At 63.6% G+C, this 18,796-nt stretch carries 17 protein-coding genes; 4 read left to right on the top strand and 13 right to left on the bottom strand.

All coding sequences use genetic code 11. From position 1 onward, the window contains the following. Positions 1-11: 11 nt before the first annotated feature. The 6 genes from QTL98_RS07485 to QTL98_RS07460 form a co-directional block, all read right to left on the bottom strand. Positions 12-1,088, bottom strand: a complete 1,077-nt coding sequence (locus QTL98_RS07485; protein ID WP_445681594.1) for an alpha-ketoacid dehydrogenase subunit beta — start codon at positions 1,086-1,088, stop codon at positions 12-14. After that, positions 1,072-2,022 carry a thiamine pyrophosphate-dependent dehydrogenase E1 component subunit alpha gene (locus QTL98_RS07480; RefSeq protein ID WP_445681593.1) on the bottom strand — a complete coding sequence of 317 codons (951 nt, stop codon included), beginning with the start codon at positions 2,020-2,022 and terminating at the stop codon, positions 1,072-1,074. Before QTL98_RS07480 ends, QTL98_RS07485 begins: the two co-directional genes overlap by 17 nt. Before the next feature lie 2 nt (positions 2,023-2,024). Beyond that, the gene (locus QTL98_RS07475; protein WP_445681592.1) at positions 2,025-3,554 is read right to left on the bottom strand and encodes a B12-binding domain-containing radical SAM protein; all 1,530 of its coding nucleotides are present in this window, start codon (positions 3,552-3,554) and stop codon (positions 2,025-2,027) included. Between the two features lie 120 nt (positions 3,555-3,674). Then, positions 3,675-4,238, bottom strand: coding sequence for a D-sedoheptulose-7-phosphate isomerase (locus QTL98_RS07470; protein ID WP_445681591.1), 564 nt, complete (start codon positions 4,236-4,238; stop codon positions 3,675-3,677). 88 nt (positions 4,239-4,326) lie between these two features. Continuing rightward, positions 4,327-5,001 carry a D-glycero-alpha-D-manno-heptose-1,7-bisphosphate 7-phosphatase gene (locus QTL98_RS07465; RefSeq protein WP_445681590.1) on the bottom strand — a complete coding sequence of 225 codons (675 nt, stop codon included), beginning with the start codon at positions 4,999-5,001 and terminating at the stop codon, positions 4,327-4,329. Positions 5,002-5,091: 90 nt separating this feature from the next. Next, entirely contained in the window at positions 5,092-6,030 is a 939-nt protein-coding gene (locus tag QTL98_RS07460) for a bifunctional helix-turn-helix transcriptional regulator/GNAT family N-acetyltransferase (RefSeq protein ID WP_445681589.1), read from the bottom strand. Positions 6,031-6,223: 193 nt separating this feature from the next. On the opposite strand from QTL98_RS07460, the gene QTL98_RS07455 reads away from it, so the two are divergent. Both QTL98_RS07455 and metG read left to right on the top strand, forming a co-directional pair. Further along, positions 6,224-7,534 carry a hypothetical protein gene (locus tag QTL98_RS07455; protein WP_445681588.1) on the top strand — a complete coding sequence of 437 codons (1,311 nt, stop codon included), beginning with the start codon at positions 6,224-6,226 and terminating at the stop codon, positions 7,532-7,534. A 195-nt stretch (positions 7,535-7,729) separates the two neighbouring features. Continuing rightward, complete coding sequence (metG, locus tag QTL98_RS07450) at positions 7,730-9,430, top strand: methionine--tRNA ligase (RefSeq protein WP_445681587.1); 1,701 nt, start codon at positions 7,730-7,732, stop codon at positions 9,428-9,430. Positions 9,431-9,506: 76 nt separating this feature from the next. Here the strand turns inward: metG and QTL98_RS07445 are convergent, their stop codons facing one another. The 3 genes from QTL98_RS07445 to QTL98_RS07435 all read right to left on the bottom strand — a co-directional run bounded on the left by QTL98_RS07445 (position 9,507) and on the right by QTL98_RS07435 (position 12,706). Continuing rightward, a complete protein-coding gene (locus tag QTL98_RS07445) occupies positions 9,507-10,364 on the bottom strand; it encodes a hypothetical protein (protein ID WP_445681586.1) in 858 nt (285 codons plus the stop codon). A gap of 221 nt (positions 10,365-10,585) precedes the next feature. Further along, positions 10,586-11,611 (bottom strand): hypothetical protein, encoded by a 1,026-nt coding sequence (locus QTL98_RS07440; RefSeq protein ID WP_445681585.1) that lies wholly within the window; start codon positions 11,609-11,611, stop codon positions 10,586-10,588. 69 nt (positions 11,612-11,680) lie between these two features. Continuing rightward, positions 11,681-12,706, bottom strand: a complete 1,026-nt coding sequence (locus QTL98_RS07435) for a hypothetical protein (RefSeq protein WP_445681584.1) — start codon at positions 12,704-12,706, stop codon at positions 11,681-11,683. 44 nt (positions 12,707-12,750) lie between these two features. Here QTL98_RS07435 and QTL98_RS07430 point away from each other — a divergent pair, with 44 nt between their 5' ends. Together QTL98_RS07430 and QTL98_RS07425 are read left to right on the top strand one after the other, a co-directional pair. Beyond that, positions 12,751-13,803: a P1 family peptidase gene (locus QTL98_RS07430; protein WP_445681583.1), complete on the top strand. Its 1,053-nt coding sequence runs from the start codon at positions 12,751-12,753 to the stop codon at positions 13,801-13,803. A gap of 22 nt (positions 13,804-13,825) precedes the next feature. Then, positions 13,826-14,689: a D-amino-acid transaminase gene (locus QTL98_RS07425; RefSeq protein ID WP_445681582.1), complete on the top strand. Its 864-nt coding sequence runs from the start codon at positions 13,826-13,828 to the stop codon at positions 14,687-14,689. Between the two features lie 18 nt (positions 14,690-14,707). On the opposite strand, the gene QTL98_RS07420 is transcribed toward QTL98_RS07425, so the two are convergent. The 4 genes from QTL98_RS07420 to QTL98_RS07405 all read right to left on the bottom strand — a co-directional run bounded on the left by QTL98_RS07420 (position 14,708) and on the right by QTL98_RS07405 (position 18,793). Beyond that, complete coding sequence (locus QTL98_RS07420) at positions 14,708-15,604, bottom strand: LysR family transcriptional regulator (RefSeq protein ID WP_445681581.1); 897 nt, start codon at positions 15,602-15,604, stop codon at positions 14,708-14,710. A 76-nt stretch (positions 15,605-15,680) separates the two neighbouring features. Beyond that, entirely contained in the window at positions 15,681-17,189 is a 1,509-nt protein-coding gene (locus QTL98_RS07415; protein ID WP_445681580.1) for a serine hydrolase domain-containing protein, read from the bottom strand. Between the two features lie 33 nt (positions 17,190-17,222). Continuing rightward, positions 17,223-17,966, bottom strand: coding sequence for an ABC transporter ATP-binding protein (locus tag QTL98_RS07410; RefSeq protein ID WP_445681579.1), 744 nt, complete (start codon positions 17,964-17,966; stop codon positions 17,223-17,225). Then, complete coding sequence (locus QTL98_RS07405) at positions 17,963-18,793, bottom strand: ABC transporter ATP-binding protein (RefSeq protein ID WP_445681578.1); 831 nt, start codon at positions 18,791-18,793, stop codon at positions 17,963-17,965. The genes QTL98_RS07410 and QTL98_RS07405 overlap by 4 nt, the downstream gene beginning before the upstream one ends. Between the last annotated feature and the right edge of the window lie 3 nt (positions 18,794-18,796).

Here is an 18,796-nt window from a genome sequence, read left to right as displayed (position 1 = left end):
GCTCCCGAGGGTCAGAACGGCCCCCGGAAGGTCATCTGGTAGGAAAGCTGCGCGGCCTTTTCGTCCGGCATCCAGTCACTGCCCGGCCTCAGCATGCTGTGGGCCTTGGCGGCGATGGTCGCGGCGTTGGGGTAAAAGACCTTTTCAAGCTCGGGCGACATCGGGCAGGTGGTGGGGGCAAAGCCCATGCGGGCCATGCGCACCCCGGCGCCCTCTTCACTCTCCGCCACGCGGGCCAGCACTTCCGCGCTCGCACCGCACATGGTCCAGGCGTTGTCCACCATCAAAAGTTTGCCGGTCTTGCTGGCGGAAGCCAGCACCGTGTCGCTGTCGAGCGGCTGCAGCGAAACGAGATCGACCACCTCGGCCGAGATGCCGACCTGCGCCAGCAGTTCGCGGGCGCGCAGGCACTCCATCACCATGTTGGAGACGCCCACCAGCGTGATGTCGGTGCCCGGTGCCGTCACTCGCGCCTTGCCGAGTTCGACCGTGTAGCTTTCCTCCGGCACATAGGCGTCGGTGAAATAAAGCAGGCGATGCTCGACGAAGACGACGGGGTTGTTGTCGCGGATAGCCGCCGCCATCAATCCCTTGGCGTCATAGGCGTTGGACGGCGCCACGACCTTGAGGCCGGGGATATGCATGAAGAGAGAGTGCAGCCCCTGCGAGTGCTGGGCGCCTTGCCCCCAGGATTTGCCGATCATGCAGCGCACCACCATCGGCACACTGACGGCGCCGCCGAACATATAGTGGGCCTTGGCGGCAATGTTCACGAGCTGGTTCATGCACAGCATGAGGAAATCCATGCGGATATGCACATGGATGGGCCGCATGCCGGCCATGGCGGCGCCGATGGCAACGCCGGTCATCGCATCTTCGGACAGCGGGGTGCCGAACACGCGGTTCGGCCCGAAGCGCTGCACGAGGCCGCGCGTGGAGCCCTGGATGGCCTTGTGATCATCGACATCAAGGCCGAAGAGGAAAACGCTCGGGTCGCGCTCCATCTCCTGCGCCACGCCTTCGGAGAGCGCATCGACATAGGCGAGCAGGCGGCCGGCCATCGCGGGTTTCTCACTGAGCATAGACATGACGGTAGAGATCTTCCTGCTGGTGGATCGGGCTCTGCTCGGCAAACTCGACGGCCTCGTCGATCTCGGCGGCGATCTCGGCGCGGGTCTTTTCCACCCAGGCCGCATCCATCACCGCGGCAAGACGGGCAACGGGGTCTTCATTCTCCCACGGCTCCATCTCGTCGCGGCTGCGATAACCGGCGGCGTAATCCTCGTTGGGGCCGACATGCTCCAGCCAGCGATAGGTAACGGCCTCAAGGAACTGCGGCCCCTCGCCATCGCGGATCGCGGCAACCGCCGCTTCCGCTGCTGCGCGCATCACGGTCACGTCGCTGGTTTCGGTGCGCACCGCCGGCACGCCATAGGCACGCACCCGGGCGCAGATATCGAGATTGGCCCAACGCTTCTTCAGCGGCGAATGGATGGCGTAGCCATTGTTCTCGCACACGAAGAAGAGCGGCAGCTTGTGGAGGGCGGCAAAGTTGAGCGTCTCGGCAAAACAGCCTTCTTCGGTCGCGCCATCGCCGAAGAAGCAGACGATGACCTTGTCTTCCCCGCGCAGCTTGGCGGCGAGCGCCTGCCCGGCAGCGAGCGGAATGTGGGTGCCAACCACGGCAGAAGCGCCCATCACCCCGGCCTCGGCCGAGACCAGATGCATGGAGCCACCCTTGCCAAAAGCGCAGCCGGCCGGCTTGCCATACATCTCCGCGATCATGCCCTTCAGGTCCCCGCCCTTGGCGAGATAACCGGCATGGCCGCGGTAGGAGACGGCTATGATGTCCTGCGGCTGCAGCACATCACACACGGCCACCGAGATGGCTTCCTGCCCGATGGACAAATGAATGGGGCTCTTGATTTTGTCCGACGGATAAATCGCGGCCACACGTTCTTCTATCAAGCGGATGCGCAGCAATTGCCGGAACAGGCGCCTTGTATCGGATGTGTCTTTCAAGGTCAGGCCACCGAGCTAATGGGGAAGGTGGAAATCTTGGCGTGAGCCGGGATGGCCGCCGTCTGCGCGCGCGCCAGCGGCACAGAGCGCATGCGCGCAATATGATCGACAACCGCCGGGCCGAAGGTTTTTTCAGCCAGCGCGAGATAGCCCGGCGCGGAGAAATAGGTCTGCCAAGCGTAGTCGCGGTAAGTGAGGATTTCAGCCGCCGTCAGCTTGGGATTGGCAAGCGGCGTGCACTGGAAACCGTGCTGGGAATAATCCTTCCACTCGGCCGGCAGCTGGATGTTGTTGGTGACGGCGTAGCGGTAGAGGTCCGAACCCGGATAGGCCATGGCCGAGTAGAAATTGGCGAACTCGGTATTGATGTCGAGCGCCAGCTCCAGCGTCTCGCGCATGCTCTCCCAGGTATCGTCCGGCAGGCCGAAGATATAGTTGCCGAGCACGCGGATGCCCGCGCCCTGGATGCGGCGCACGACACTCTTGATGTCATCGCCCTTGAAGGCCTTGCGGGCCCCGTCACGCACATAGGCGCTGGCACTCTCGATGCCGAGGCACAGCCAGTTGAAGCCGGCGGCCCTGAGCTTGTCGAGCATATCGTCCTGCACGGTATCGACACGGGCATAGGCCCAGATGTTGAGATCGTGCCCGCGCTCGATCAGCAGGTCGCAGATTTCCAGCACATGGCTGCGGTTCAGTACGAACATCTCGTCGACGAACTTGATGTTCTTGACGCCGTGTTTCTCGACGAGGAAGTCGATCTCCTCGACGATCGTCTTCGGCGACCACATGCGATAGGCGTTCTTGCCGAAGGGCGCGTTGATGCAGCAGAAGCTACACTTGTAGGGACAGCCGAGGCTGGTGTGGATGGCGGCATAAGGCTGGCGATGCTCGATATGGTCGAAGCAGTGCCAGTTATGGGCACGGTACTTCTCCATCGGCAGCAGATCCCAGGCGATGCCGGGCATGGCCTCATCAAGGTCCTTGATCAGCTGCTCCCCGGTTGCCGGGCGCACGATGTCGCCGCCGCGGCGCCACCAGAGGCTGGGAACGGCGGCAAAGGCCTCGCCCCCGCCGGCGGCCATGGCCTCCAGCGTCTTGACGATGGTAACCGGCCCTTCAAGGTCGCAGACAAAGTCCACCGCCTCTTCCCGCATCGTCTGCTCCGGCAGCGCGGCAGGATGGGTGCCCGTCATCATGATCGGCAGGTCCGGCGCGGCCTCGCGGATAAGGCGGGCGATCTTGCCGGCGGAGCCCATGTTCTGCGTCGAGGCGGAAGGCTGGAAACCGTAGACTACCAGCACCACGAGGCGGGGCTTGTGCTCGATGGCCGCCTTTGCCGCTTCTTCCGCGCTCACCATCAGCGCGGGCACGTCGTAGATGGCGGCCTCGTATCCGTGGCGGCGCGCATAGGTGGCGAACAGCCCGGCAAAAACCGGCGGCTCCACAGCACTAAACTCGTCGGCGAGATTTTGGTAAATCTGCTTGCGATCGCCGGGGTTGATGAACAGTACGTCAACGTTGCTTGCCAAGATCGAATACTCCTCGTCCGCCGCCGCGATGTCGCCCGGACTGCCGGCTGGGCCCTGTTATTCTTTTGCCCTTGAAGGGCCTCAAGGCCACACAAGCAACCCCTGTGCCATCAAGTACTTTCAGCCGCTTTCAACCAGATCGCAGAGCATGTGCCCCACGGTAATGTGCATCTGCTGGATAATGGGCGTATGGCCTGACGGCACGGCGATCAGCATGTCCGCCTCCGCTGCCAGCCTGCCGCCCCCCTCGCCCGTCATAGCGATGACGAAAACGCCCTGCTCGCGGGCCTGACGGGCGGCCTGGATCACGTTTTCGCTGTTCCCGCTGGTGGTGATGCCCACCAGCACGTCGCCCGGGCGGCCGTGGGCCCGCACCTGACGGCTGAAAACCTTGTCATAGCCATAGTCGTTGCCGATGGCGGTGAGCGCCGAGGTGTCCGTCGTCAGCGCGATGGCCGGCATGGGATTACGCTCGATCAGGTAACGTCCCATCAGCTCGGCTGCCATGTGCTGGCTGTCTGCCGCAGAGCCGCCGTTGCCGCAGAACATGATCTTGCCGCCGCCTTCAATAGAGCGGCGCATGACGCCGCCGGCTTCGGCAATAATTTCTTCAAGCTCACCGAGCCGGGCGAAACTTTCCAGGGTCCGTTCAATGAAATTCCGGACCCGGAGACGATCAGACATTTCGGCTCCCGCGTTTATTTTCAAAAGAATCTAACGCAGGCGGAGGCAACTTCCCAAGCGGTTAATCAGTGGTTACCGGCGCGCCTTCTCAAGCTGCGGTGGAAAGGGCGCGAAATATCTCCTCCGCCTCGCCGAGGTGGGCAAGAAATTCCACCCTGAAGTCTGCCGTGGCGAGCGCCGCCATTTTCTGCCGCTCCGACTTGCCATAGCCGGCAGCAACACCGAAGCCTGCCGCAACGCCAGCCCGCTTGCCGGCCTCAAGGTCGCTGGCGCGATCTCCCACAATAACCGAGCCGGCAAGGTCGATATTGAGCCGCTCGGCCGCCACCAGCAGCATGCCCGGGTTGGGTTTGCGGCAAGGGTGATCCTTGTGATACCAGCGCCCCTCGCCGGCTTCATGGTGCGGGGCGGCCAGCGTGAGGTCGACATGGGCGCCGGCAGCGGCCAGCTGGCGCAGCACTTCGCGATGCACGGCCTCATACTGATCGAGCGTGAAATGCTCCTTGGCGAGGCCGGCCTGGTTGGTGACGATGACGACGGGAATTCCCGCCGCATTGGCCCGGCTGATCGTCTCAGCCGTGCCGGGGCCGAGCCGGACATCGTCAAGGCTGGAGATATAGTGCACCTGCTCGATGACCACGCCGTCCCGGTCGAGGAAGAGTGCCGGCCGGGGCGCCTCAAGCCGCTGGCTGACGGGCGGATCGATGAGAATATCGCTGCCGAGCGGCACCTCTTTGAACGGACTGGCAGGCTTCATCATCATCCCTCGGCTTTCCGGCGTTTGTCGCTTGCGGGCGGAGAATAAAGAACAATCGACGCGCCGGAAGAGCCAATATCCCGAAGACCGCAAAGCTCAGAGGTCACGCTCCCAGGTCTCGCCCACCATCGGCGCCCCGAAAAGCCGGTGCGGCTCGCTTTTGACGAGACCGAAGCCCTCCTTTTGATAAATCGCACGCGCAGCCGTCAGCACATCATTGGTCCAGAGCGTCATGCGCCGGTAGCCGGCGCTGCGCGCAAAGGCGATGGCCTCCGCCACCAGCTGCCGTCCGAGGCCGAGACCCCGGGCCGAGGGCTCCACCAGCAGCAACCGCAGTTTGGCGGTAGGGATATCTGTCTGCCCGGCATCGACCAGCATGACGCTGCCAAGCCGTTCGCCATCGCGCACCGCGACCCAGCAACGCTCGCGTGAGGGGTCATGCCGGCGGGCAAAATCCGCCAGCACGTCGGCCACCAGTGCCTCGAACTGCTGGTTGAAGCCCCATTCGCCGGCATAAAGCGCCCCGTGGCGCTCCAGGATCCAGCCAAGATCCCCCGGCTGGTGCTGCCGCAGCACGACCGGGCGCGCCGTACCGGCCAGCGCCCGCTCCATCTCGCCGGCGCCTTGCAACAGTTGCCGGGTGCGGCTTTCGCCAAGACGCCCTAAGAGGCCGGCAATCTGCCGGCGGGCCTTTTCTTCCAGCGGGGCAAGCATCGCGTGGCCGGCCGCCGTCAGGCTCAGAAACCACCGCCGCCCGTCCCCGGTATCGCGCTGGCGCTCCACCAGCCCGGCGGTTCGCAGGCGCGTAACAAGCCGGCTCATATAACCGGCATCAAGGCCGAGAAAACCGGCAAGCTCTCCCGCGCTCAGCGCCGGCCCGTGCTCCAGCTCATAGAGCAGCCGCACTTCGGCAAGGGCGAGACCGCTTTCCAGATGGTCTTCCGCCAGCAAGGCAATCTCGCGGGTATAGAGGCGGTTGAAGCGCCGCAGCGCGTCGGCCTGATCGATTACAGAGTCGGGGGAGGTGTTGGGCATAAGACTGCCTTTGGCATTAAATTAATTGCTTTTGGCAACTATATGGGTTTCTCACGCCCGCGCCAACACCCTTCTGCATACGCATGAAGGCAAAGAGAGTTAAGGCGGCCTATGCGCACGGATGAGATGAGCCGGGCGTGCGGATTTGATAAGCTGGCCACCAGCCGGAATATAAATCACGGGGCAGACAAAAATGAGCCCGGAGGGACGCAAGGAACTGGGTGAGCTGCTGAAGCAGCTTCTGGAGAAGCAGCGGGACCTTCCCACAGGCGCGCTGCAGATCATCGGCCTTGATGAGGTGCACAAGCGTCTTGGCGACCGCTTCGATGCCTTGCATGAACGCATCCTCAGGGCCTGCCGGCGTATCATCGAGCAGCACGTGATCCAGCCCGACCTCTCCATCGAGTTGCCGGACGAGGACAGCTGGCTACTGATTTTCGTGGAACCCAGCCATGGCGACCCTCACACAACCTGCAAGCACATCCGTGAAGAGATTGCGCGCTACTGCGTGGGCGAGCTGGAAGCGCAGGGCTTGCGGATCGATCTGCCGGTGGTTGCCCTGGCCGAACTCTGCGCCGATGGAAGCTCGCTCAGCGAGTTGCTGAAGGAGGCCGGGGGTGAGGTTCCGCCGGCGGCACCGGCATCAACGCCGGCCAAATCCACACCTCCGGAGGCCACACCGCGCCCGGCAATCTCGCGCAAGCGGGAGGCCGCAGACCACATGCCCGCCTCGATTACCAGCAAGGCAACCGGCGAGATAGAGCATGTTTTCCGGCCGATCTGGGATGCCCCTGCCCAGCGTATCGTCTCCAACCTGTGCATCGGCATCAGCCGCCTGCCGGGCGGCGCGCAGGTCGAGGATCTCGAAGCGCTGGACGCCCCCGACAACTGGGAAGAAGTGGGCTGGCTCGACCGCTCCAGCCTCATCCAGTCCATGACGGCGCTCAGCGACGCTCTGGCCCACAACAACGTCATCTTCGTGACGGTCCAGGCACATTATGAAGCCGTGATCTCTTACGGACTGCGCGCCCGCTACACCTCGCTTCTGGGCGAGATACCGCGGCACCTGCGCCGGCATCTCTTCATCGAGATTGCCGGCGTACCCGCCGGGGCGCCGGCACAAAACCTCGCCCAGCTCGCCGCAGCCTTCCGCCCCTTCTGCGCCGAGATTTACGCCAGCCAGGCCATCCAGGCCTTCAACCCTGCCGTCTATGCCAACAGCGGCATCAAGCTGGTGGGTGTCTCGTTGCACAACTGCAGCCTGACCATCGACCAGCTCGGCAGCGAGCTATGGCGCATGGGCACCGCGCTGAAACGCGCCGGCCTCGCCTCCTATCTGCGCGACGTCAACACCAAGCGTATTGCCGGCATCGCCGCACAAAACGGTTTCCGCTTCCTCTGCGGCAGCGCGCTGATGGGCGATATCCCTGTCCCGGTGCCACAGCAGCCCCTGCCGCAGGAATTCATCTCCGCGACCCAGGCGGCCCTGGCGGGCAGCGGCTGACGCGCGCAAGCACGCCCCCTCAAAACGAGGCTGTGCTTGACGCGGCGCGGGCTTGATGGCACGCCATGGCCACACTTTTTCCGCGGTGGACCTGCGGGATGGGCATGGCCGCCCGGCGCCTGCATGGCTTGTCCCGCAGGACGGGCCGCCCCATCTGCCGGACTATCGCCCCCCAGAGCCAGAACAAGGTAGCCCATGGCCCGCACCCTCATCACCAGCGCGCTCCCCTACATCAATGGCATCAAGCATCTCGGCAACCTTGTCGGGTCCATGCTGCCGGCGGATGTCTATGCGCGCTTCATGCGGGCACGGGGCAACGAGGTGATGTTCATCTGCGCAACCGACGAACACGGCACGCCGGCCGAGCTGGCGGCGATTGCCGCGGGCCAGGATGTGGCGACCTATTGCGCCGAGCAGCATGAGATCCAGAAGGATATCTACAAGCGCTTCGGCCTCAGCTTCGACCATTTCGGTCGCTCCTCAAGCCAGCAGAACTATGAGCTGACGCAGCATTTCGCCGCCATGCTCAACGCCAATGGCCTGATTGAAGAGCGCACCATCCAGCAGATCTATTCGATCGATGACGGTCGCTATCTGCCGGACCGTTATGTCGAGGGCACCTGCCCGCATTGCGGCTATGAGCGTGCACGCGGCGACCAGTGCGAGAACTGCACCAAGCTCCTGGACCCGACGGACCTCATCAATCCGCGCTCGGCGGTTTCTGGCTCCACCAATCTGGAAGTGCGCGACACCCGCCACCTGTTCCTGAAGCTCGACAATCCCGAAGTCGAGGCGAAGATCCAGAGCTGGATCGACAGCAAGGAAAAGGACTGGCCGGTTCTCGTCACCTCCATCGCCCAGAAGTGGCTTAAGGAAGGCCTGCGCGACCGCTGCATCACCCGCGACCTCGCCTGGGGCGTGCCGGTGGGCCGGCCGGGTTATGAGGGCAAGGTTTATTACGTGTGGTTCGATGCGCCTATCGAGTACATCGCCGCCACCAAGGAATGGGCCGATGCCGCGCCGGAAGAAAAGCGCGACTGGAAGCGCTGGTGGTTCGAGGCGGACGACGTGCGTTACACGGAGTTCATGGCCAAGGACAACATCCCCTTCCACACCGTGTCCTTCCCCGCCACCATCATGGGCTCGGGCGAGGCATGGAAGCTCGTTGACTACATCAAGGGCTTTAACTGGCTGACCTGGTATGGCGGCAAGTTCTCCACCAGCCAGCGCCGCGGCATCTTTACCGACCAGGCCCTTGCCGAATTCCCGGCGGACTACTGGCGCTATGTGCTGATCGCCAATGCACCGGAGACGGATGACAGCTCCTTCACGCTGGAAGGCTTTGCCGGCCAGGTGAACAAGGATCTGGCCGACGTGCTCGGCAACTTCGTGAACCGCACGCTGAAATTCACCCAGTCCAAGTTCGGTGATGCGGTGCCGGCAGGCGGCGACTACGGCCCGGCGGAAGAAGCGCTGGCAAAGGCCCTCGACGAACGCATCAAGGCACTGACGGAGAACCTTGAGGCCATCCAGTACCGCAAGGCGCTGGCCGAGCTGCGCGCCATCTGGGTGCTGGGCAACCAGTATCTGGCCGACGAAGCGCCGTGGACAGCGCTCAAGACCGATCCGGAGCGCGCCGCCGCCATCACGCGCTGCGCCTTCTCGCTGATCCGCCTCTTCGCCATCCTCTCCGCCCCGGTCATCCCGACGCTGGCGGGCAAAATGCTGGCGGCCCTCGGCCTGCCCGAAAACCAGCCCTGGCCGACGGAGAGCACTGGCGACCTCATCCGCGCAATCCCGGCCGGCCATGCGTTCACCCTGCCGGACGTGCTCGTCGCCAAGATCGACGATGCCCGCGTGGCAGAGCTGACGGAAAAGTACGGCGGCAAGGCTTGAGAGCAGGCTTTAGCCAGCCGAGAATAAAAAAGGGCGCTTCGGTTTCGAAGCGCCTTTTTTACCCGTACGCTTGAACTCAGGGCAGCGGTTCAGCCTCTTGCGACGGTGGCTCAGGTTCAGCAACCGGCGCATCCCGCGCCGCCAGCGCGGCCTTGAAGGCACAAGCGATCATGGCGATGAAGACCGGATAGAAGAACAGGCCCGTCACCAGATCGGCGACACCCTGCGCTGCCAGAACGGTGCCGACCAGCATCGGGCTCACGGTGTCCCCCGACAGGTTTGCTCCAAGGCCGACCGCCAGCCCGATCAGGCCACCAATCACAGCCTTCAGAAGAAGCTGCACCAACCCGGCGACGATCAGGGCGCCGAGAAGCGGCCAGACCCGGGAGCCGCCCATCACCCGCCAGACGGAACCGATGGTTTTCTTGAGGCCGGCGGCCCGGGCGAGCGGATAGGGCGTCAGCCTGAGGCCGGCAACGAGCGCAACAAGGCCGACAAGCAACGGCATGAATTGCAGAAAGGCGGGCGGGCCACCCGCACCTCGCAGGACAAATATCAACCCTCCGAGAACGAGGCCAAACGGGATCGTCACCCCCACGAGAAGCAGAAACAGCACGAGCTGCGCGCTCATCGTGCGACGGGCAGCAGCGTCCGGCACCAGCGACCATCCTGTAACCGGCTCCGAGCCGAGCAGGCAGAAACGTGCCCAACGGCTGAAAACCAGAGACTGGAACACCCAGGCCAGCACGGCGACACAGGCAACCCCCAACGCCTGTGCGGCGCCCATACCTTCCGCCATTTCCCGTGATGTCAGCCAGCCGACATAGACGGTAAGAGCGGCGACAACGAGTTGCGGCAGCAAGCCGAAGCGGAAAATTTCAGCACGGTTGAAACGCAACACGCCAAAACCGGCCCTCATGATGGTCCCGAACACCGACATCTCCCTCTTACGTCTCACCCCAACATCGCTACCTTTGGGAGACCTTTCCATCCTTCGTGCGCGTCCGGCCTGGCTTTATTCCAACTTTAAAATACCCTTTTACCGACCGATGGGCATAACGTCCGCCGGACAGTTTTCCGCTCCCAGTCCGGGGCCGCTCATGCGCTGCAGCCAAAGCGAACATTCCCTCTCCCTCTGACGATATGGCCGTCAGTTCAATCAGCTATTCCGGAAGCAGAAAAAGACGGAGGCATCTCTATCGAAGGCTCTACTCGTTCCGTTTTCCCGGCTCCATCTGACATACGGGGGTTCATCGCCGCCTTCAGCGCATTGGCCGTGATGACCAAAAACACAGGAACAGCAAATATGGTGGCAATCGTGACCAGCGCCATTGGCGTCAAATAAAGAAATACCAGCGACAAGCTGATAGCGTCTGGATGCGCGGCACCGGCAAGCATTGCGATAAGCGCCGTCGCACCAAACTGGATCGGCAAGACCACGACCAGAAAGGCCAGGGACGCAAGCAACAGGGCGATCAACAGAGCCCAAACATTGCGCCCGCCCATCAGTCGCCAAACATCACGAAGCTTCAGATTGAGGCCAGCTGAGCGGGCTAGCACATAAGGCAGAAGCCTGATTCCAAGATAGGAGACGGCAAGCACAACCAGCACCGGCGCTCCCTGAAGCGGCAAAACAGACCCGGTGACGTATTTAAGAGCAAAACAAAGTCCGCCGATGATAAAACCGACCGGAATTGCCGCACCAAAAAGAACGAGCGACAAAATTATATTGCCGCCAACAGCCCGGCGCGTGGTCGCGTCCGGTCTAAGTGACCACCAGGAAACCATCGGCGGTTCTGCCAGACAGAAAGCTGCCCACCGCCCCACTATCAGACTTTGCACGACAAAGCCGGTTATCCAGGCAAACACGGCCACAGCAAGCAGCCATTCCGGCCATCCCGGCACCCTTTGCAGAAAAAAAGCGACATTCGCGCCCAGCGCGATGACGGTGGACAAGATTTGAGGCAGCGCCCCAAACCGCAGGACCTCCCGAACGTTGGTTCTTAAAATCGAAAAACCCGCCTTTAAAAGTGCCCCGATCAAGGTAGTCCTCAATTTTCTAGAGACATGGCCAGCGTCGCCACCTTTACGGGATTTATCAGAAACAATAAACCGCCAAACGATGAGCACCCAAACAATGGCCTGAATAGACCTTGCACACCCTAGCGGGCCTTGTTTCAACTTTGAGATGCTCTTTACCGGTTGACGGGCATAATGTCCGCCGCATCGTCTCCCCACTGCCAGTCAGGGCTACTCTTCCGTCGCCCGTTCTGCTTCCGATGCGGCCCGCGCCTTCTCCCGCGTAATCAGAGCCTCCCGCAACGCGTAGGCAATCATCACCACAAAAACGGGCGTAAACAACAAACTAACCAGAAACCCGGCAACACCTCGCGCCACCAGTATCGTGATGGAGATCATCGGCTGGCCGCCGCCTGCCAGGGCAGCGCCAAACCCGAGAAGGAAGCCGGTCGCCATCCCGGCAAGAACCGTCACCAAGAGATAGATCAGTCCGGCAAGGACCACAGAGCCAAGCAGCGACCAGGATCGCCGGCCTTTTAAGGCCTGCCAGACCGAAGAGATACTCTCGTTAAGATTGATTGCCCGGGCCACTGGATAGGCAGCGTTTCTTATTCCGATGCAAAGGGCGACGGGGAATAATAATAGCGGCAGGAGATTGATTACTGGCGAATTTCCAATCGCCTGCGACAGCACTGCGGTTGCACAACCAGCGGCAAAACCCAATGGCACCATCACCAGAAGGATCAACACCAAGACGCGAAGCTGGGCCACCAGCGTCCGGCGGGCCGCAGCATCCGGCACGATCGACCACCACCAGTCGGCCCCCCACTCCCCCAACAGACAAAAACGCGCCCAACGGCTGATTACGAGCGAGTGCAGTCCCCATGCGACCAGCAGCACGCCGAAAACGCCAAGCATCGCGCCAATACCCCAGTCATCGGCATTAAGGCGGGAGCCGAGCCAGCTGACATAAAGAAGCAATCCCGTAGCGACCCCCTGAGGCAAGAAGCCAAACTGAATGATCTCGGCCCTGCTTCTGCGCCATACGCCGAACCCGGCCCTCAGGATCGCTCCAACCAAAATGCCCCCAATGCCTACGGCAGTCCGTAGCAATGCCACCGCCGCAGGATGTTTTGCCAAAAACAGCCGCCGAACGGGAGGAGAAACAGCCAAAAGATGTGGCGAAACCTGCCAGACTTGCGCGCCCGGTCTAGCCTTATTCCAACTTTGAGATGCCCTTTGCCGGTCGATGGGCATAACGTCCGCCGCACAGTCTTTCCGCTGCCAGTCAGGGGCCGTTCATGCGCCGGCGCGTTCGCGAACTTGGAATTCCGTCAGGCACTTATCCCACCGGGCCGCTGAATGCGATCACCGATGTGGAAGGTGTCGCCGTCGGCCATGTGACGCTGGTGGAGGGGGATCGTACCCGCACCGGGGCCACGGCCATCCTGGCCCATGGCGGCAATCTCTATCAGGACAAGGTGCCGGCCGCGCTCGCCGTCTTCAACGGCTATGGCAAGTTTGCCGGGGCAACGCAGATCGCCGAACTGGGCGAGATCGAAACGCCGATCCTGCTGACCAACACCCTCGCCGTCGGCCGCGCCATCGAGGCGATCAACCGCTACACGCTGGCCCAAAGCGGCAATGAGAAGGTCATTTCGCTGAATGCCGTGGTCGGCGAGACCAATGATGGCCGCCTTAATGACATTCGGGCCGCCCGGCCGAGCGTTGACGAAATGCTGGCGGCCATCGGCGCCGCCTCATCCGGCGCGGTTGAGGAAGGCGCGGTGGGTGCCGGCACCGGCACCGTTGCCTTCGGCCACAAGGGCGGCATCGGCACGGCCTCCCGCGAGGTGAAAGCCGGCGGGGCGACATACCGGCTGGGCGTGCTGGTGCAATCCAACTATGGCGGCGATTTGCTGATCGGCGGCCGCCCCTACCGGGTACCGCCACAGCATGACCGCGACGGTTCCATCGTGATGATCGTGGCAACCGACGCCCCGCTCGGCGGTCGCACTCTGGAGCGCCTTGCCAAACGTGCCTTTGGCGGGCTGGCCCGTACCGGCGCCGCACTCAGCAACGGCTCGGGCGATTATGCGCTCGCTTTTTCAACCGCCTCCGCCGTTCGCCGCACGCCGGAGCGGCGCAAGATGGCGGCGACCTATCCCGAGCTTGGTAACGATGCCGTCTCCCCGCTGTTCGAGGCGGTGATCGAGGCGGCAGAAGAAGCCATCCTCAACTCCCTCACCATGGCAACAGCCATGGAAGGATTCAACGCGGCAAGCGGCAAAACCGCCCGCGTGCCGCCGCTCGATCCCGATGCCGTCCGGCAGCTGTTTTCAAAACCAGAATAACCCGAATTAACAAGGTCCCCCGATGTCCAGCCAGCCCCGCATCGTCTACCTCAACGGCGCCTTCCTGCCGGCCGAAGAAGCCAGCCTGTCGATCTTCGACCGCGGCTTTCTCTTCGGTGACGGCATTTATGAAGTAACCGCAGTGCTGGAAGGCAAGCTGATCGATGCCGCGCTTCACCTCACCCGCCTGAAGCGCAGCGTCGGCGAAATCGGCATCCACCTGCCGGTTACGACGGATGAGATCGTGGAGATCGAGCGCCGCCTCGTGCGCGAAAACAATCTCACCGAAGGCCTCGTCTATCTGCAGGTGACGCGCGGCGCGGCGGACCGCGATTTTCTCTATTCGGACGATCTGAAACCCACGCTGCTGCTCTTCACCCAGGAAAAACGGCTTGAGCATGTGGCCTCGGCTGAAAAGGGTGTTGCTGTCGCCACTGTACCGGACCTGCGCTGGGCCCGACGCGATATCAAGAGTGTCTGCCTGCTGCCGCAGGTGATGGCCAAGCGTGAGGCGAAAGCCAGGGGAGCCAGCGAGGCTTGGATGGTCGAGGAGGGCGTGGTGACGGAAGGTGCTTCTTCCACCGCCTATATCGTAACGACCGATGGCCGCCTCATCACCCGGGGCAGCAGCAGCAAGACCCTGCCGGGCTGTACCCGCCTTGCCGCGCTGGCCCTCGCCCGCGAAAAAGGGCTGACGGTCGAGGAGCGGCCCTTCACGCTTGAAGAGGCGTTTGGCGCTCAGGAAGCCGGCCTCACCTCCGCCTCCAATTTCGTCGTCTCGGTGGTGAGCATCGACGGCCGCCCGGTCGGCGACGGCAAGCCGGGCCCGGTCATCCGTCGCCTGCGCGAGCTTTATCTCGAAAACGCCCGCCAGACCGCGATCTGAACACCGTAAATACCCGCCTCAGCTCCGGCCCAGCGCCGACCAGAGGCGGGTGACCACCTGCCGGCGGTTCTTGCGCGAGCGATAAAGGCGGATATCGACGGGGATATCCCATTCCCGGCCCGCAGCCCGCACAAGCCGCCCCTGTTCCAGCTCAATGGCGGCCAGACTCTCCGGCACGAAGGCAACGCCCCAGCCCGCCGTCGCCATGGCCTTGAGGCCCACGCACATGCTGCCCACATGCACCCGCTCGAAGGGTGGCAGGCGGGTCGCGATGCCACCATCCAGCAGCTGCCCGAAGAACGAGCCGCGCTGGTAGGCGACATAGGCAAAGGGTTTGCGCGAGGCCTCGATGCGGTGCGCCGGCGCCCCGTTCGCATCCGGCGCGGAAACGGCAACGATGTTCTCGCTGCCCACGCTGCGATGCTCGAAGGCCTCGGGGTCGAGCAGCATCGGCACATCGTCATGGGCATAGGTGAGCAGGAAGTCGCACTCCCCCTCCACCAGCGACGTCAGGTTCTCTTCCATGCTGCCGGAATCCGGCTTCATGATCGACACCAGCGGCCCCAGCCGCTGCGAGAGCGCGGCAAACCAGTCCGGGAAAAAGGTGAGGGAGAGCGTGTGCAGCGCGGTAACCCGCACGGTGCGCGCGTCGGAGCCCTCTTCCACCTGCAGCTCGCGGCGGGTGTGGTAGAGCTGGCGCAGCGTCTCCCGCGCTACCGGCACAAAACGCTGGCCGGCATCGGTGAGGCGCGAGGGGTAGGAGGCGCGGTCGACAAGGCTTGCCCCCACCCACTCCTCAAGCTGCTTGATGCGGCGGCTGAAGGCAGACTGGGTGACATGGCGCAGCTCGGCGGCCCTGGAGAAATTGAGCGTCTCGGCGAGCGCCACAAAATCCTCCAGCCACTTCATCTCCATGCCGCGCACTCCCCCAAACCCGGCCCCCTTTTCCTGGCGGGATGGCCGGGTCCGGGCGCGCGGCGGCGCCCGCTTGTCAGCGGGCGCGCGTGTACTCAATCATCCGGGCCCGGCTGAGCACGAGCTCCACACGATCTGCCGCCAGTTGATGCAGGCAGACGCGTTTGCGCCAGGGTCCGTCAACGAGGGTATAGAGATATCGCCCGCCGCCCAGCGCCTCAAGCGGCATGACCTGCCGGCAGGGGCCGATGCCCTGGATGAGCGCCCCGTCGACGATGTCGAAGACGGCCCCTTCCGGCGATTCCCAGCGCCCGGAAAGCGTGGCCGGGACTTTGCCGCCTGCTGCCGGCAGGAAGCGACGGACCACATGGCCTACCTCGCCCACCAGCGCATCACCGTCACGGCGAAGCCGCAGCGGTGCTGTCGGGGAGCGGGAAGAAACCCAGCCCTCGCCATCCGCGTAAAGCATGTCTTCGCTGTCGATATAATTGACGGCGCTGCCCTTGACGGTGATCCACCACGGGCCGCTCTCGCTGACCCATGTCCCCTCACCCAGAATGTCACTCGTAGCCGGCAGGGGTTCGTCCAGCAGCGCGGCCATGGTGCCAAGCGCCATCTTGTAAGTGTTGGTATCTTCCCGGTTGGTGACGACGACAACGCCTGCTCCACTTTCCGGCTCGATGAGGAAATGCGTCTTGTAGCCGGGGTGAGAACCGCCATGGCCCAGCAGCTCGCGCCCGCCAAGAAGCGAGCGGCGCAGGCCGAGCCCGTATCCCGTCGGCCGGCCATCCTTGAGCGTGCGCCGGGCCGAGAGCGCCGGGAACCGGCCGTTGAGCAGCCCATTGCCCGCAACAAGGGCCTTCAGCCACTTGGCCAGCGCCTCGGCGCTGCCCGTCAGGCTGCCGGAAGCGGAAATATGCAGGCCCGCAGCCGCCAGCTGCCACTTTTCGCCGGAGTGCCAGTAACCCGGCACAAGGCCGGGCACGGCATCGTCCCATACATCCGGTGCCTTCATCGCAATGCGCAGCGGGCCGGAGATGACCTTCTGCACCCAGTCGTCAAAGCGCACGCCCTTGCTCTCCAGCGCCGCCTCGACAAGCCGGTAGCCGGTATTGGAATAGGAAATCTCGGTGCCGGCCTCGAAATTGAGGCGGGTGAGCCGCGCGAGATACTTCAGCAACGCCTCGGCATCGGTGTGGGAATAGACGGAGAGGCCCAGCAGCGTCAGGCATTCGCGTACATCCGGCAGGCCGCCGGTCATATTGAGCGCACGGCCAACGGTGACGGAGGCGAGCGGCTCCGAGAGTTCCGGCAGGTGTTTACCCAATCTGTCTTCCAGACCGATCAGCGTCGGATGGGCCAGCACCATGGCGCAGAAGACATGTTTGGTAACAGAGGCGTAGCGCACCACGCTGGCCGGCGTGAAGGGCGCGCGGGTCGCAAGGCTCTCCAGCCCGCCGGCATGGGCAAAGCGTATGCCCGAAGCATCGAAGGCGACAATCGCACCGCCGGGGGCATCGGCCTTCCACTCCGCGGCAAAATCCGCGGCCACCTGCACTGCCAGCGGCCAGTTCTGCTTGTCCATTTTCACCCCATCCACAAGGCCGCGATCCGGACCTCAGTTCCCCGTCTCTTCAAGCTCGACGCTGAGGCGCCGCAGTTCCTGCGTGTGGGGGTGACTAACCCGCCCCTCGCGCAGCGTCGCCGCATCCGTCAGCTCCACCATTTCGCCGCCATACATCACCCCCACATGGGAGCAGAGATGGGCGACGACCGCCAGATTGTGGCTGACCAGCAGATAGGTAAGGCCGCGCTCGCGCCGCAGATCCGCCAGCAGATTCAAAATCTCCGCCTGCACCGAAACATCGAGCGCGCTGGTCGGCTCATCCAGCAGCAGCACTTCCGGCTCGGCGATCAGGGCACGGGCAATCGCCACACGCTGGCGCTGGCCGCCGGAGAGCTGGTGCGGAAAGCGGAAGCGCGCGGCACGCGGCAGGGCCACGGCATCGAGCGCACGCAGGATGCGCCCGTCGATATCGTCCATACCATGCACCAGCGGCAATTCGCTGAGGATACGGTCGATGGTCTGGCGCGGATGCAGGGAGCCGTACGGATCCTGGAACACCATCTGCACCTTGCGGAAGAAGGCGCGCTGGCGGCGCGGCCCGACCGCTTCCCCACCGAAAGCAACCTTGCCCGACCAGTCATCATAAAGTCCGGCGAGCACGCGCAGGATGGTGGACTTGCCGGAACCGCTTTCGCCAACGACGCCGAAACAGTCCCCCTGCCCGACGGAGAAGGAAACCCCCTTCACCGCCTCGCGGGAGCCGAAGCGGACACGCAGATTTTCAACATCGATCATGGATTGGCCCATGCCGGATCACGGTTGAGGACGGAAAGCCGCTCCTGCGGCCGGCTGAGCGAGGGGATGCAATCCAGAAGCCCGCGCGTATAGGGATGGTGCGCCGAGGACAGCTCGCTGGCGGCAAGCTCCTCCACCACGCGGCCGGCATACATGACCATCACCCGGTCGCAGAAATGCGAGACCAGCGGCAAGTCATGGCTGATGAGCAGAAGGCCCATGCCGCGCTCGGACACCAGCTCCTCGATCAGGCGCAAAATCTCGGCCTGCACGGTCGCATCGAGCGCACTGGTCGGCTCGTCGGCAATCAGCATCTCCGGGTCGGGCGCCAGCATCATGGCGATCATGACGCGCTGGCCCATGCCGCCGGAGATTTCGTGCGGATAGGATTTCGCCACCCGGTGCGGGTCGCGGATCTTCACCTGCTCCAGCAGGTTTATCGCCGCTTCCATCGCCTCGCGCCGGCTGCCGCCCTTGTGCAACCGCCACACCTCGGCGACCAGTGCCCCGATGGATTTGACCGGGTTCAGCGAATATTTCGGGTCCTGCAGGATGAAGCCGGCCCGCTTGCCGCGTACTGCCCGCATCTGCTGCTCGCTGGCAGAGAGGATGTCGATACCATCGAAGCGCAACGTATCGGCCTCGATACGGGCCTGCGAGGGCAACAGCCGCATCAGGGCCCGGGCGGTCAGGCTCTTGCCGGAGCCGCTCTCGCCCACGATACCCAGCTTCTCCTGCCCGAGCTTCAGCGACACGCCCCGCACGGCTTCGTAAAAGCCGGAGGGCGTGGGGAAGGAAATCCGCAGATTGTCTATTTCCGCCAGCATGCC

Source organism: Radicibacter daui (assembly GCA_030657355.1).
GTDB classification, from domain to species: Bacteria; Pseudomonadota; Alphaproteobacteria; order Radicibacterales; family Radicibacteraceae; genus Radicibacter; species Radicibacter daui.
This window is presented reverse-complemented; position numbering and strand designations above follow the sequence as displayed.